Consider the following 12,592-nt stretch of genomic DNA (forward strand, 5'->3'; position numbering starts at 1 on the left):
CCGCGTCGCCGGTTCTCGCGGTTACAGTGCAAACGTGAGTGCGAGCGTGAGCCTGTTGAGTGCGGTGCTTGGTGCTGCCGCTGTGCTGTTCGTGGCCTTCTACCAAGCGCGGAAGACCCACGAGCGCGAACGTAAGGCGAAGCTGGCTGAGGTCTACGCTGACTTCCTCCGCTGCGTTGAGGCGGAGAACGATGCGCCACGAAACCCTGATGTACTCCGTACAACAGAGGCGCACGCGCTAGTGGATCTCATGGGGTCACGCCGTACCGCTGGTGAAGCTGATTACGTGTTCGGCACCAGTCCGGATGAGATGGATCGAATTTATGCGATTGAGGCCTTCAAATGCTCTGCTCGGATCGACATAGCCATTGGGCTCTTCGACAGGATCAAAGCCAAGCGCCTCTACCTTGAACGGCTCCGGGAGGACAACAAGCGTTTTGGAGAAGAGAGTCCAAAGATTGCTTGGTACAGGACTCCTTGGCGCTGGTTACAGTTCTGGGTGTTGGCGTAGAAGGCCCCGGTCCTAGCTCGCGGTGTGGTCGAGTCACGCGAGTGACGCGTTTTTCGGCTGTTATAAGCGAATAGTTCATATGCGCCTTTTCCTCCCGTACACATCTTTCTTCAAGATGCGCAACTCACGTCACCAGTACGTCACTTTTCGGACCCAAAAACGGAAGGGACACCATGTGTGAGTAACGCATAGTGACGCTTTCGGTGACGCGTTCAGTAGGTGACGGCTCCATCGGTGAGCTTCAATCCGGTGAACATTTCGGACGCCTCCGGCACCTCGTTTAGTCGTTGCTCCAACCTGCCCATACGGACGCCGAGCTTCTTGTTGGAGATAGGTGTGACCTGAGCGGAGCGGCACCAACAGGCGTAGCTCTCGGGTAGCTCAGCGGAGAGCACTTCAGCTTCAGCCTCGGCGTTCGCGTTCTCGGCCGTCGTCGCGTCCCATCCGCGGCCGTGGGCGGACGAGCGCGAAGGCGACTCCCGGCCCCACTCCTGCGCACGTTCGGCCGTGACCTGGGGCCGCTGAGGGGTGGCGGCGTCTTCTTCCTTGCTCGCGCCCAGCCTGCGCGGGCGGACCGTCACTGCGATCCAACGCTCGGTCCGACACGCCGCCTTCTTGTCGAGGAAAACTCGGTCGTCCGGTTACGGTCGACATGCCGGATCTGTCGCATGACGTTCGCGCCACGTCGAGACGGCAGGGCACGACGTCGTCACCAGCCCGAGAAGGGGGCACCATGGCCGCACTCCACTGCGTCGCCCGAAAGCGATCATCGGTCGTGGTCGTCGCGGTCGTTCTGCTGCTGACCGCGGGTGGCTGCGGCCTGATCGGCGGTAGTTCGGGCGAGGAGCCGTCCAGCCCGCCCGCCGGTACGAGCGAAGAGCCCAGCGCTCACGACGAGGTCGATCCTGAGCAGGTGACGCTCGAGGAGGCTCGACGGCACCTCGCCCAGTACAACGTGGTGGCGGCGACCGAGCTCCTCGCGCCGTTGCGATCGCCGGAAGCCGACACAGTGCGTTCCGAGATCGCTGCCGTCGAGGCGACGCTGCGACCCTGGCCGGACAACGCGACGATTCCTCATATCTTCTTCCACAGTCTGATCGTCGACACCGCGCTGGCCTTCGACGGCGATGAGGACAGCGCAGGCTACGACCTGTACATGGCGACCCAGGCCGAGTTCGAGCGCACGCTCGAGTCCTTGTACGAGCGCGGCTACATCCTCGTCAGCCCGCACGACATCGCCGCGAAGGACGACGCCGGGCGCATGCAGTACCGGCCGATCATGCTTCCTGAGGGCAAGCATCCGATCGTGCTCTCTCAGGACGATGCGAACTACTACGACTACATGTCAGGGGACGGCTTCGCCACCCGCCTGGTGCTACGCGACGGCCGGGTCGTCAACGAGTACATCGACGCCGAGGGGGCCGTGCATGAAGGCGATTACGACATCGTGCCGATCGTCGATCGCTTCGTCGAGCAGCACCCGGACTTCGCCTATCACGGGCACAAGGGCGTCCTCGCCGTCACCGGCTACGAGGGTGTGCTCGGTTACCGTACGTCTCCCTTCGATCCGCCTTCGCCCACCTTCGCCGAGGATCAAGAGCAGGCGAAGGAGGTCGCAGCGGCGCTTCGCGATACCGGATGGGAGTTCGCGTCCCACAGCTGGGGCCACATCGATCTCGGAACGGCCGACTTCGCCCGGTTCCAGCGAGACGCGCAGCGGTGGCGCGACGAGGTCGAGCCGCTCGTGGGGCCGACGGATCTGCTGATCTACCCGTTCGGTGCCGACATCGCGGGTCCCGAGCCGTACGGCGGCCCGAAGTACGACCTCTTCCGCGAACTGGGCTTCTCGTACTTCTTCGGTGTCGACGGGTCGACGAACGCCTGGCACCAGCTCGGCGGGGACTATCTTCGCCAGGCACGCATCAACATCGACGGGATCCGGCTGCGCGGTGCGATCGAGAGCGGTGGCGGCGTGCTGGCACCCTTCTTCGACCCACAGAGCGTGATCGACACGGCGCGTCCCGTCGGATAGCCGCCGGCGCCGATCTCAGTAGCCGACCGCTCGGTCCACCCTGCGGTGATATCGCTGGCCGACCTTGCCGCCCAGGAGCGCGGCCACGAACGTGACGATGAGGATCGCCAGCGCGGTGATCGCCGCGCCCCACCCGATCGCGTCTCCGCTGACGGGGAGCGAGGGAAGGTTGACGCGATCCAAGATGTTGTACTGCGAGCCGAACAGGACGCCCAACCCGATCGCGATCAGGGTGACGATCAAGCCGATCAGCCATACTCCGACTCCTTGACGAGCCCCGTCGAACCGTGACATCCGCCCGGCGACGTAGCCGCCGGCGTAGTGGCCGATCGCCAGCACCACGAGCAGAACGACGGCCGTCGCGATGCCGATGGTCCCCGCTTCGCTCTCCGCGTCGTCCTGCGTCAGGTTCACGTTGGAACCGACGGCGCTCAGGATGGCGCCGATGATGCTGGTCAGCAGGACGGCCAGGCCGATGGCCACCAGCCATCCGAAGAAGCACGCACCCCAACTCATCCCGCCGAAGGTCGCGCGTGCCTCCGCGCCGCGATCCGCGCGGGTGATTCGTCCGTCGTCCTCGTGTCCGGGACGATCTCCGTGTGTGTCCATCGTCGTTCTCCTTCGTCCTCGCTCAGCTTTGGCTGAAGAAGGCATGCCCCATTTGCGTGAAGTGACGCATAACGCGCCTCGCGGGGCTCTACGCTCGACCGCTATGGAACCCCTCGTGAGACGAGCGGTCAGCTCCTGGCCTCTGCTCGCGGCCGCTGCGACGTTCACCGCGGTCATCGCGACGTGGTACGCGACGAGAGTCCCGGTGATGTGTCCGGCGATCTACCCCGCGCCCCCGGGCTGTCGTGCTGGGGGATCGGAACTATCGGCCAGCTTCGCCTCGGTGTCACTCGCAGCGCTGTGCGGCGCGGGACTGTTCGTGCACTGTTGGGCGACCGCGCCGGTGCGTCGCCACCTGCTCCTCCTCCTCGCCACGCTGATCGGTGCAGGAGGGGCGGTATCGCCGCTGTGGGTCGTGCGAGGCGCAAGTCCTGCGCCTGATCTCAGCTTCGTGCCACTTCCACTCCTGTGCGCTGCGTGCGGTCTGACGGGAGCGCGGATGGCGTACCTGACGCACCCGCAGCTGTTCACGGCACCAACGCCGAGATGATCTCGGCGGCGGGACCGGACTGCGCCTCGCGATACCGGGTGCCGGCCCACAGGTGGGTCAGATCCGCGCGGCCCCGGGAGGCGGCCGCCCTACGGAAGGCGCTGGTCATGGTGTGCAGCTGCGGGTAGGCCGCGGGCGCGTCGAGCCGTGCGACGGCGTTGGCGAGGCCGCGGGCGGGTCGACCGGTGAATGCTCGGGTGACCACGGTCGTGTCGAACTCGTCGCTGCGGAGGGCGGCGCGGTGCGTGGGGTTCGTTCCGGCTTCGTCGGCGAGCAGCAGGGCGGTGCCGATCTGCGCGGCCCGCGCCCCGTGGTCGAGGGCCCGGCGCACGTCGGCTCGCGTGGCGATACCGCCGGCCGCGACCATCGGCAGGCCGATCGCATCGATGTCGCGCAGCAGGTCGGTCAGGGGCGTGTCCGACGGCCAGACGTCCTGGCGCAAGGTGCCACGATGCCCGCCGGCCTCCGGGCCTTGGACGACGAGCACGTCAGCGCCTCGATCCGCCGCGAGCCGCGCCTCCTCGATATCGGTGACCGTCATCGCCGAGACGATGTCGCGCTCGCGCAGCGCGGCGAAGACCTCGGCATCGGGACAGCCGAACGTGAATGACACCCATGCCGGCCGCTCCTCGAGGACGAGCTCGAGCTTCGCGGCGAAGGCGTCGTCGTCGAAACGCGGTTCGGCGAGCTCGACACCGACCTCGCACGCATACGGCTCGAGGGCCGCTGCGAACCGTTGAAGTTCCGCGTCGTCGATGGGGGCCTCTTCCACGACGAAGAGGTTGATGCCGAACGGGCGCCCGCGGGCGAGCTCGTCGGCGCGTCGCAGCTGGGCGGCAACGGCGTCCGTCGTGAGATACCCGGCTGCGAGGAATCCGCCCGCTCCGGTCCGCGCGACAGCGGCAACCAGTTCGGGTGTCGACGGCCCACCGGCCATCGGTGCCGCGATCAGGGGAAGGTCGAGGTCAAGCACGTTCCGATCCTCTCGCTCAGAACAGCGTCTCGCCACGCTGGGGAAGGGCTGCGGCGACGCGCGCGGCCATGTCATCGCTCATGGCCGGAAGCGCGCCGGGGGAGAACCAGCGCGCTTCGGTGTTCTCACCGTCGGCCGGATGGGGATCCCCCGAACGCCACTCCAGGCGGAACGTGAGGTCGACGTACTGCGTCTGATCGCCGTTGTCGTAGGTCACCATCGCGGTCACACCGACCCGCGCCAGCCGCGTGCACTCGGCCTCGAGCGCGGCTTCCTCCAGCACCTCGCGAGCAGCGGCCGTCGCCGGATGTTCACCAGGGTCGACGATGCCCGTGACCGGCGTCCAGGCGCCGTTGTCGGCGCGTCGCACGAGCAGCACGTCATCGTCCTTGACCACGACCGCCGTCACGCCGCACAACCACAGCGGGCTGGTGCCGACTTTCTCACGAAGTGCCAGGACGAAATCCGGAGTCGCCATGCTCCGAGCGTAGGCGGGTGTCCCGCGAAGGTGTCGGACGTCATACGTTCTGCGGCCCCCGCCCAGCAGAACGTATGACGTTATCGACCGGCCTTGGCTCGGGCCTTCATCTCGCGCTTGTACTCGCGGACCTTCGTGAGTGACTCGGGGCTGGTGATGTCGGCGACCGAGCGGAACGAGCCTTCCTGGCCGTAATCACCGGCGGCCTCACGCCAGCCGGCGCCGGCGAAGCCGCACTGCTTGCCGAGCAGAGCCAGAAAGATCTTGGCCTTCTGATCGCCGAAGCCCGGCAGGGCCTTGAGTCGCCGCAGCACCTCGGCGCCGTCCGGCTCGCCCTCGGTCCAGATCGCCTCGGCGCGGCCGCCCCAGCGCTCCTCGACGTCCGCGCACAGCGCTTGCACGCGTTTGGCCATCGAGCCGGGGTACCGGTGCACGGCGGGCGGCTGACGGAACGCGGCCTCGAGTGCCTCGGGGTCGTAGGAGGCGAGCGTCGCGGCGTCGATCGTACCGATGCGTTCGACGATCTTGCGCGGGCCGGTGAAGGCGGTCTCCATCGCGACCTGCTGATCGAGCAGCATGCCGATGAGCAGGGCGAGCGGATCGTCGGTGAGCAGCTGATCTGCTGCCGGGTCGTCAGTGATGTGAAGCGCCATGCCGCGATTCTCCCACCGCGAGAACCCAGGCGGCGCCGCCGTCGCCGGCTCGGGGGTGATGACGCGACCACGCGTCTGGTGCTGAGACGGGTAGCGATGGACGACAGGTGACGTCTGACTACAGTGGGACCGAACAGCACGCGCCAGCCGTAGGGCGCGTCCCGACAACCAAAGGTGCGTCATGTCCGACCTGACCCTCTCCGTCCGCTCGACCGCCGCGGAGGGAGGTGAGACCGCACCAAGGACCGTCGAGCCCGGCACCAAGGCCTGGCAGTTGTTCGCCGACGACGCTTCGGTGATCGCGGCGCGCGTCAACGGCGACCTCAAGGACCTGTCGTACGAGCTGGTCGAGGGCGATGCCGTCGAACCGGTCGTCATCGACTCACCGGACGGCCTCGATATCCTGCGCCATTCCACGGCGCACGTGATGGCGCAAGCGGTCCAGGAACTTTTTCCCGAGGCCAAGCTCGGGATCGGCCCGCCGATCACCGACGGCTTCTACTACGACTTCGACGTTCCCGAGCCGTTCACACCCGACGATTTGACCAAGATCGAGTCGCGGATGAAGAAGATCATCAAGGAGAACCAGCGGTTCTCCCGTCGCGAGATCAGTGACGACGACGCGCGCGACGAGCTCACCGACGAGCCGTACAAGCTCGAACTCATCGGGCTCAAGTCCACCGCAGGCGAGGCCGCGGAGGGTGCCAGCGTCGAGGTCGGTGCCGGGGGACTGAGCATCTACGACAACCTCAAGCGCGACCGTTCGGTGGCGTGGAAGGACCTCTGCCGCGGGCCTCACTTGCCCACCACCAAGCGCATCCCCGCGTTCACGCTGTTGCGCTCGGCGGCCGCCTACTGGCGCGGTGACGAGAAGAACAAGCAGCTGCAGCGCATCTACGGCACGGCGTGGCCGAGTAAGGAGGAGCTCGACGACTACCTCCACCGGCTCGAGGAGGCGCAGCGCCGCGATCACCGCCGGCTCGGCACCGAGCTCGACCTGTTCAGCTTCCCCGACGAGATCGGTTCGGGCCTTCCGGTGTTCCACCCCAAGGGCGGCGTCATCAAGCGGGAGATGGAGGACTACGTCCGCCGCCGGCACATCGAGGAAGGCTTCGAGTACGTCGGCACCCCGCACATCGCCAAGGAGGGGCTGTTCTACACCTCGGGCCACCTGCCGTACTACGGCGAGGGCATGTTCCCGGCGCTCGACGTCGACGGCATGGACTACCGGCTCAAGGCGATGAACTGCCCGATGCACAACCTCATCTACCGCTCGCGGCAGCGGTCGTACCGCGAGCTGCCGTTGCGGCTCTTCGAGTTCGGGCACGTATACCGCAACGAGAAGTCGGGCGTCATCCACGGCCTGACCCGCGTGCGGGGATTCGCGCAAGACGACTCGCACTCCTACGTCACCCCCGAACAGGCGCCCGACGAGGTACGCCACCTGCTGAACTTCATGCTCAGCCTGCTGCGCGACTTCGGCCTGGACGACTACTACCTGGAGCTGTCCACGCGTGACGACACCAAGGACAAGTTCATCGGGTCCGACGAGGACTGGGAGCTGGCCACGAAGGTGCTGGCCGACGTCGCGGCCGAGACCGGCATCGAACTCGTCCCCGACCCTGGGGGAGCGGCCTACTACGGCCCGAAGATCTCGGTGCAGGCGCGCGACGCGATCGGCCGCACCTGGCAGATGGGCACCGTGCAGTACGACTTCAATCAGCCGTCGCCCGAGCGCTTCAACCTCGAGTACGTCGCCTCGGACGGTTCGCGCCAGCAACCGGTGATGATCCACTCGGCGAAGTTCGGCTCCATCGAGCGGTTCCTCGGCGTTCTCGTCGAGCACTACGCGGGCGCCTTCCCTCCGTGGCTGGCACCGGTCCAGGTCGTCGGCATCCCCGTGGCGGAGCGCCACGTGGAGTACCTGGACGAGCTCGCGGGTCGCCTTCGTGCCGAGGGCATCCGGGTCGAGGTCGACGTCTCGGACGAGCGGATGCAGAAGAAGATCCGCAACGCCCAGACCCAGAAGATCCCGTTCATGGTGCTGGCGGGCGACAAGGACGTCGAAGCCGGTGCGGTGTCGTTCCGCTACCGCAGCGGTGAGCAGGAGAACGGTGTCTCACTCGACGACGCGGTCAGCAAGATCGTGGCGGCGGTCCGCGACCGGGTGCAGGTCTGATGGCGGTGGAGGCCGACGGTCTGGACCGGCTCTGGGCGCCGTATCGGATGGCGTACGTCCGCGGTGACGAGGCCAAGCCGGGCGGTGACGCCTGCCCGTTCTGCGTCATGGCCGATGGCGGGCGACAAAGCGAGCTGATCGTGGCGCATGGCAAGCACACCTTCGTCACCATGAATCTCTTCCCGTACAACCCGGGGCACCTCATGGTGCTGCCGAACCGGCACGAGGCCGACTACACGGCGCTGTCGCCGGAGGAGACGGTCGAGCTCGCCGAGCTCACCCAGCGCGCGATCGCCGCGATCCGGACGGTCAGCGCACCGCACGGTTTCAACGTCGGGCTCAACCTCGGCGGCGTGGCCGGCGGCTCCATCTCGCAGCACCTGCACCAGCACGTGGTACCGCGCTGGGGCGGCGACGCCAACTTCATGACCGTGATCGGGCGCACCAAGACGCTCCCGCAGCTCATTGAGGACAGCGCGGCGCTGCTGCGCGAGGCCTGGACGGCGCAGGGGGAGTAATGCTCGAACGCTTCCGTCAGTTCTGGAACAAGCTGATGTCGCCGGTCGCGGACGGGCTCATCAAGCTCGGCGTCTCCCCGGACGCGGTGACGTTCGTCGGCACGGCCGGCGTGTGCGTCGGGGCCCTGTGGCTGTTCCCGCAAGGCGAGTTCTTCTGGGGCACAATGTTCGTCACGGCGTTCGTGTTCAGCGACATCGTCGACGGCACGATGGCGCGCAAACTCGGCCGGTCGTCGAACTGGGGAGCGTTCCTGGACTCGACGCTGGACCGGTTCGGCGACGCGGCGATCTTCGGTGGCATCGCGCTCTGGTACGCGTGGGAGGGTGACTCGCCGCTCTATCTGTGCCTGAGTCTGATCTGCCTCGTGCTCGGCATGATGACCTCCTACACGCGAGCCCGGGCCGAGAGCCTGGGCATGGACGCCAAGGGTGGCATCGCTGAACGCTCCGACCGCCTCGTGGCGATCCTCGTGATGACGGGCCTGTCGGGAATCTTCGACCTGCCGATCCTCCAGCAGGTGACACTCTGGGTGCTCGCCGTCGCCAGCCTGATCACCGTCGTGCAGCGCATGGTCAAGGTCCGGCGGCAGGCGGCGGGCCCCGCAAACGCTTGAGCGTGAACGTGGCCGGTTCCGGCGTCACGTGGGCGTGAGCCCGGAACCGGCCACGGATCGCACCGAGCGGCTCAGGAGGTCACGGCCACCTGGCCGCGATCCTGGAACTGCGGCCCCTGCCCGCCGGGCCGGATGTCCACGTCGAAGATCTCCGTGGGCAGGAACACCGAGCAGCACGCGTTGGGCAGGTCGACGACGCCGCCGATGCGCCCCTCGATGGGTGAGGTGCCGAGGATGAGGTAGGCCTGCTCGCCGGTGTATCCCCACTTCTTGAGGTACTCGATGGCGTTGAGGCAGGCGTTCCGGTACGCCAGCGTGGCGTCCATGTAGTGGTTGGTGTCGTCGCGGTGGTCGACCGAGATGCCGATGAACGTGAGCCACTCCGAATAGCGAGGCTCGACCCGACCCGGCATGAAGACCGGGTTGGTGGTGATCCCGTACGTCTCCATCCCGCCCTTGATGAGGTCGACGTGGAAGTCGATGTAGCCGCCCATCTCGATCGCGCCGCAGAAGTTGATCTCGCCGTCTCCCTGGCTGAAGTGCAGGTCGCCGCCGGAGAGCAGGCCGCCGTTCACGTACACCGGGTAGAACACCCGGCTGCCGCGGGTGAAGTTCTTGATGTCGTGGTTGCCGCCGTTCTCGCGCGGTGGGACGGTGCGGGCGCCCTCCTGCCCGATCTTGGCCAGGAGATCACCGTCGGCCGTGCCGCCGAGCACCCCGTCGGTGAGTGGCGGCAATGCCAGCGGCGGGACGCGGTCGGGATCGGTGTCGATGAGCGCCTGCTCACGCGCGTTCCAGCGCGCCAGCATGTCCGGCGAAGGCGCGGTGCCGAACAGGCCCGGATGCGTGATGCCGGTGTACCGGACTCCGGGCACATGCCGGGAGGTGCACTCCTGACCGCGGAAGTCCCAGATCGCCTTGTACGCGTCGGGGAAGTAGTCGGTGAGGAAGCCGCCGCCGTTGATCTTGGCGAAGATGCCTGAATAGCCCCAGCCTTCGCCGCAGTTCGGTCCCTGCGCCTGGGGCACCGGGCCGAGATCGAGGATGTCGACGACGAGCAGGTCGCCCGGCTCAGCGCCTTCGACCGCGATCGGGCCGGACAGCATGTGCGCGTGCGACAGGTCGACGTCGCGCACGTCGTTGGCCGAGTCGTTGTTGCCAATCTGGCCGTCGGTCCATTCCTTGCACTCGACCCGGATGTCCGAGCCGGGCTTGATGGTCACGGCCGGCGGGATGTCGGGGTGCCATCGGTTGTGTCCGGGAACGGACTGGTCGCGCATCGACTTGCTCTGGTCGACGCTGAAGACGACGTCGGGCATGGTTGCCACCTTTCTAGGAGTGCGCCGGCGAGGCGTGCGGCGACGGGGGAGGGGATGCGGCCGCCAGGCGGCGGCCGAGTGGAACGCTGGCGAGGATGAGCGCGAGACCGAAGGCGGCGATCGCGAGGGCGAGGGTGGTGGAGTCCTCCCACCAGCCGCCGATCAGCAGGAAGGCCGGGACGCCGGCGGTCAGGATGCCTTCGCCGGCCGCCAGGACGCCGACCATCGGGCCGAGCTGCTCTCTGTCGAGCCCCAGGAGCAGGAAGAAGGTGAACCACAGGACGGACCACAGCAGCCAGATGACGGCGAAGGCGCGGTCCTCCAGCACCGTCCAGGAGTGCAGGGCGAAACCGATGGCACTGACCGCGACCGTCAGTGAGAACCAGCCGAGACCGGTGCCCGGCCAGCCGGTGATGCCGTTGATCCCGACCCACAGGTAGGTGAAGCCGAACAGATACAAGCCCGCTGCCGCCGAGATGGCGGTCGGATCGCCGTCGGCCTGGATGATGAGGTAGGTCGGCGTGACGCACTGCAGCGCGCCGACGAAGAGGTTCAGCGGTGCCGCGCCGCGCGGGGTGACGTGACCGAGCAGCATGACGCCGTTGACGAACAGCACGATGCCGACGTACAGCAGTCCGACCGCCGCCATGACTACAGCCTCGGCAGTTGCTGGTGGGGGCCGCGGGCGCGGCGCGACGCGTTCACGGCGGATCCGCCGGTCACCGGACTCCAGCGCGGACGGCGGGGAGCGCCGGCGCCGCCGGGGATGGACCGGACGACGGTCGGCGTCTCGGCACTGGCGGCGGCGGTGTCAGCCGCGCGGCGCAGCGACGTGGGCGTCGTGCTCAGGTGCGGCGCTTGGTAGACGCGGCGCGCTTCCTGCCCGCACTCCGGACACGGGTGCTGGGGTCGGACGTCGGACATCGGCTGTACCACGTCGAAGCACTGACAAGTGGGGCAGCGGAACGTGTAGGTCGCCATCGGCCCTCCTTAGTTTCACGTGCAGACTATTTCACATGAAAATAAGTGTCAAGGGTCACAATGGCGCGACCACGTCGAAGTCGAAGTCGCTGGCCTTGGCGAGGTGCACCCGCTGCTGGAGGTGGGACTGCGCCATGCTCATGGCTCCCCGAGGGCCGTCGAACCCGAGCCCCTCGGCGGTCGCCACCATGCGCCGTACGTCGAGACTTCCGGCCCGCCTCGCCAGCTGCGCGAGCGTCAGGAGGCCCTCGAAGCACGACTCCGCCGCGTTGTTGAGCGGTGGAGCGTCCGGGCCGTGGTCGGCCACATAGCGCCGGCCGAGCTCGAGAGCAGAGGCGGTCGCGAGGGAGCGGAAGTATGCGGCAGCGACATAGAGGTTCTCGGTGCCCGCCCGTCCGCTGGCCAGCAGCATGTTCTCCTCCATCAGCGGGCTGAACCGCACGAGATGGTCCATGCCGGGAGCGGTGGCGAAAGCCCGGTTGAACTGCACCGCGTCCTGTCCGACGAGATACAGCAGCACGCCCTGGCAGTCACTGCGGCGGACCGCGTCGAGGACCTCCGAGAAGTCCGTCGTCCCCAGCCTCACGTAGGCGATCCCGCTCAGCGTGAGGCCGAGATCGTGGGCGAACTGCCGGGTCACGGTCGCGGAGGCGCGCGGCCAGACGTAGTCATCGCCCACGATGAACCAGCGGCGCAGGCCGAGTTCGTCGCACAACCAGCGCAGGGCGGGCTGTATCTGATGGGCGGGCGTCTCGCCCGAACAGAAGATGCCGGGCCGCGACTCCCCGCCCTCGTACAGCGAGGTGTACACGTAGGGGAGCCGATCATCGACCACCGGAGCGAGAGCATGGCGTACGGCCGAGATGTGCCACCCGGTGACGGCGTCGATCCGCCCACGGTCGACGAGCGATCGGAGCCGGGAGGCGACCACGGCCGGTGGTGCACCACCGTCGACGACGTCGACGGTCATCCGCCGCCCCAACACCGGATCCTCGTTGATGAGATTGAGGGCGGTGTCGGCCACGGCCTCGCAGGACGGGCCGAAGATGCCCGCCGGCCCCTGCAAGGGGATGACGAGCGCGACCCGGATGTTCTCGTGACGGTCCATGGGGTGCCCTTCGAACCTGCTGCTCGACGGGGCCGAACCCCCTCGGCACGCGAGAAGGCGGCCCCTT

The 12,592-nt window shown here is 67.5% G+C and carries 14 protein-coding genes; 5 read left to right on the top strand and 9 right to left on the bottom strand.

Going from position 1 to position 12,592, the window contains the following annotated elements; all coding sequences use genetic code 11:
* Positions 1 to 34: 34 nt before the first annotated feature.
* The gene (locus tag D9V41_RS11510; RefSeq protein ID WP_133434176.1) at positions 35 to 511 is read left to right on the top strand and encodes a hypothetical protein; all 477 of its coding nucleotides are present in this window, start codon (positions 35 to 37) and stop codon (positions 509 to 511) included.
* 212 nt (positions 512 to 723) lie between these two features.
* Here the strand turns inward: D9V41_RS11510 and D9V41_RS11515 are convergent, their stop codons facing one another.
* Positions 724 to 1,092, bottom strand: coding sequence for a hypothetical protein (locus tag D9V41_RS11515; RefSeq protein ID WP_121794716.1), 369 nt, complete (start codon positions 1,090 to 1,092; stop codon positions 724 to 726).
* Between the two features lie 152 nt (positions 1,093 to 1,244).
* Between D9V41_RS11515 and D9V41_RS11520 the strand changes: the two genes are divergently transcribed.
* Entirely contained in the window at positions 1,245 to 2,543 is a 1,299-nt protein-coding gene (locus D9V41_RS11520) for a polysaccharide deacetylase family protein (protein ID WP_121794717.1), read from the top strand.
* 15 nt (positions 2,544 to 2,558) lie between these two features.
* Here D9V41_RS11520 and D9V41_RS11525 read toward each other — a convergent pair whose 3' ends face one another.
* The 4 genes from D9V41_RS11525 to D9V41_RS11540 all read right to left on the bottom strand — a co-directional run bounded on the left by D9V41_RS11525 (position 2,559) and on the right by D9V41_RS11540 (position 5,806).
* Positions 2,559 to 3,152, bottom strand: a complete 594-nt coding sequence (locus tag D9V41_RS11525) for a hypothetical protein (RefSeq protein WP_121794718.1) — start codon at positions 3,150 to 3,152, stop codon at positions 2,559 to 2,561.
* 527 nt (positions 3,153 to 3,679) lie between these two features.
* Positions 3,680 to 4,675 carry an NAD(P)H-dependent flavin oxidoreductase gene (locus D9V41_RS11530; protein WP_243697247.1) on the bottom strand — a complete coding sequence of 332 codons (996 nt, stop codon included), beginning with the start codon at positions 4,673 to 4,675 and terminating at the stop codon, positions 3,680 to 3,682.
* Between the two features lie 16 nt (positions 4,676 to 4,691).
* Positions 4,692 to 5,153: an NUDIX hydrolase gene (locus D9V41_RS11535; protein ID WP_121794720.1), complete on the bottom strand. Its 462-nt coding sequence runs from the start codon at positions 5,151 to 5,153 to the stop codon at positions 4,692 to 4,694.
* An 80-nt stretch (positions 5,154 to 5,233) separates the two neighbouring features.
* On the bottom strand, positions 5,234 to 5,806 hold the full coding sequence (locus D9V41_RS11540; protein ID WP_121794721.1) for an HhH-GPD-type base excision DNA repair protein: 573 nt from the start codon (positions 5,804 to 5,806) through the stop codon (positions 5,234 to 5,236).
* A 181-nt stretch (positions 5,807 to 5,987) separates the two neighbouring features.
* Here D9V41_RS11540 and thrS point away from each other — a divergent pair, with 181 nt between their 5' ends.
* From thrS to pgsA, 3 genes are read left to right on the top strand one after another with little or no spacing between them, the layout of a single operon-like run.
* Positions 5,988 to 7,985, top strand: coding sequence for a threonine--tRNA ligase (gene thrS, locus D9V41_RS11545; RefSeq protein ID WP_121794722.1), 1,998 nt, complete (start codon positions 5,988 to 5,990; stop codon positions 7,983 to 7,985).
* Positions 7,985 to 8,503: an HIT family protein gene (locus D9V41_RS11550; protein ID WP_121794723.1), complete on the top strand. Its 519-nt coding sequence runs from the start codon at positions 7,985 to 7,987 to the stop codon at positions 8,501 to 8,503. Before thrS ends, D9V41_RS11550 begins: the two co-directional genes overlap by 1 nt.
* Positions 8,503 to 9,117, top strand: a complete 615-nt coding sequence (gene pgsA / locus D9V41_RS11555; RefSeq protein ID WP_121794724.1) for a phosphatidylinositol phosphate synthase — start codon at positions 8,503 to 8,505, stop codon at positions 9,115 to 9,117. Before D9V41_RS11550 ends, pgsA begins: the two co-directional genes overlap by 1 nt.
* Positions 9,118 to 9,188: 71 nt before the next feature.
* On the opposite strand, the gene fmdA is transcribed toward pgsA, so the two are convergent.
* The 4 genes from fmdA to D9V41_RS11575 are packed head-to-tail and all read right to left on the bottom strand — an operon-like array spanning position 9,189 to position 12,525.
* Complete coding sequence (fmdA, locus tag D9V41_RS11560; RefSeq protein WP_121794725.1) at positions 9,189 to 10,436, bottom strand: formamidase; 1,248 nt, start codon at positions 10,434 to 10,436, stop codon at positions 9,189 to 9,191.
* A 13-nt stretch (positions 10,437 to 10,449) separates the two neighbouring features.
* Positions 10,450 to 11,085 (bottom strand): AmiS/UreI family transporter, encoded by a 636-nt coding sequence (locus D9V41_RS11565; protein WP_121794726.1) that lies wholly within the window; start codon positions 11,083 to 11,085, stop codon positions 10,450 to 10,452.
* 2 nt (positions 11,086 to 11,087) lie between these two features.
* Positions 11,088 to 11,417 carry an FmdB family zinc ribbon protein gene (locus D9V41_RS11570; RefSeq protein WP_121794727.1) on the bottom strand — a complete coding sequence of 110 codons (330 nt, stop codon included), beginning with the start codon at positions 11,415 to 11,417 and terminating at the stop codon, positions 11,088 to 11,090.
* Between the two features lie 55 nt (positions 11,418 to 11,472).
* The gene (locus D9V41_RS11575; protein WP_121794728.1) at positions 11,473 to 12,525 is read right to left on the bottom strand and encodes a substrate-binding domain-containing protein; all 1,053 of its coding nucleotides are present in this window, start codon (positions 12,523 to 12,525) and stop codon (positions 11,473 to 11,475) included.
* Between the last annotated feature and the right edge of the window lie 67 nt (positions 12,526 to 12,592).

This window comes from Aeromicrobium phragmitis, from assembly GCF_003674095.1.
Classification (GTDB): Bacteria; Actinomycetota; Actinomycetes; order Propionibacteriales; family Nocardioidaceae; genus Aeromicrobium; species Aeromicrobium phragmitis.

Bases quoted from the DNA above. Each gene is read 5' to 3' on its own strand.
- D9V41_RS11520 (WP_121794717.1), top strand. From the start codon at position 1,245: ATGGCCGCACTCCACTGCGTCGCCCGAAAGCGATCATCGGTCGTGGTC.
- D9V41_RS11525 (WP_121794718.1), bottom strand. From the start codon at position 3,152: ATGGACACACACGGAGATCGTCCCGGACACGAGGACGACGGACGAATC.
- D9V41_RS11535 (WP_121794720.1), bottom strand. From the start codon at position 5,153: ATGGCGACTCCGGATTTCGTCCTGGCACTTCGTGAGAAAGTCGGCACC.
- D9V41_RS11540 (WP_121794721.1), bottom strand. From the start codon at position 5,806: ATGGCGCTTCACATCACTGACGACCCGGCAGCAGATCAGCTGCTCACC.
- thrS (WP_121794722.1), top strand. From the start codon at position 5,988: ATGTCCGACCTGACCCTCTCCGTCCGCTCGACCGCCGCGGAGGGAGGT.
- D9V41_RS11550 (WP_121794723.1), top strand. From the start codon at position 7,985: ATGGCGGTGGAGGCCGACGGTCTGGACCGGCTCTGGGCGCCGTATCGG.
- pgsA (WP_121794724.1), top strand. From the start codon at position 8,503: ATGCTCGAACGCTTCCGTCAGTTCTGGAACAAGCTGATGTCGCCGGTC.
- fmdA (WP_121794725.1), bottom strand. From the start codon at position 10,436: ATGCCCGACGTCGTCTTCAGCGTCGACCAGAGCAAGTCGATGCGCGAC.
- D9V41_RS11565 (WP_121794726.1), bottom strand. From the start codon at position 11,085: ATGGCGGCGGTCGGACTGCTGTACGTCGGCATCGTGCTGTTCGTCAAC.
- D9V41_RS11570 (WP_121794727.1), bottom strand. From the start codon at position 11,417: ATGGCGACCTACACGTTCCGCTGCCCCACTTGTCAGTGCTTCGACGTG.
- D9V41_RS11575 (WP_121794728.1), bottom strand. From the start codon at position 12,525: ATGGACCGTCACGAGAACATCCGGGTCGCGCTCGTCATCCCCTTGCAG.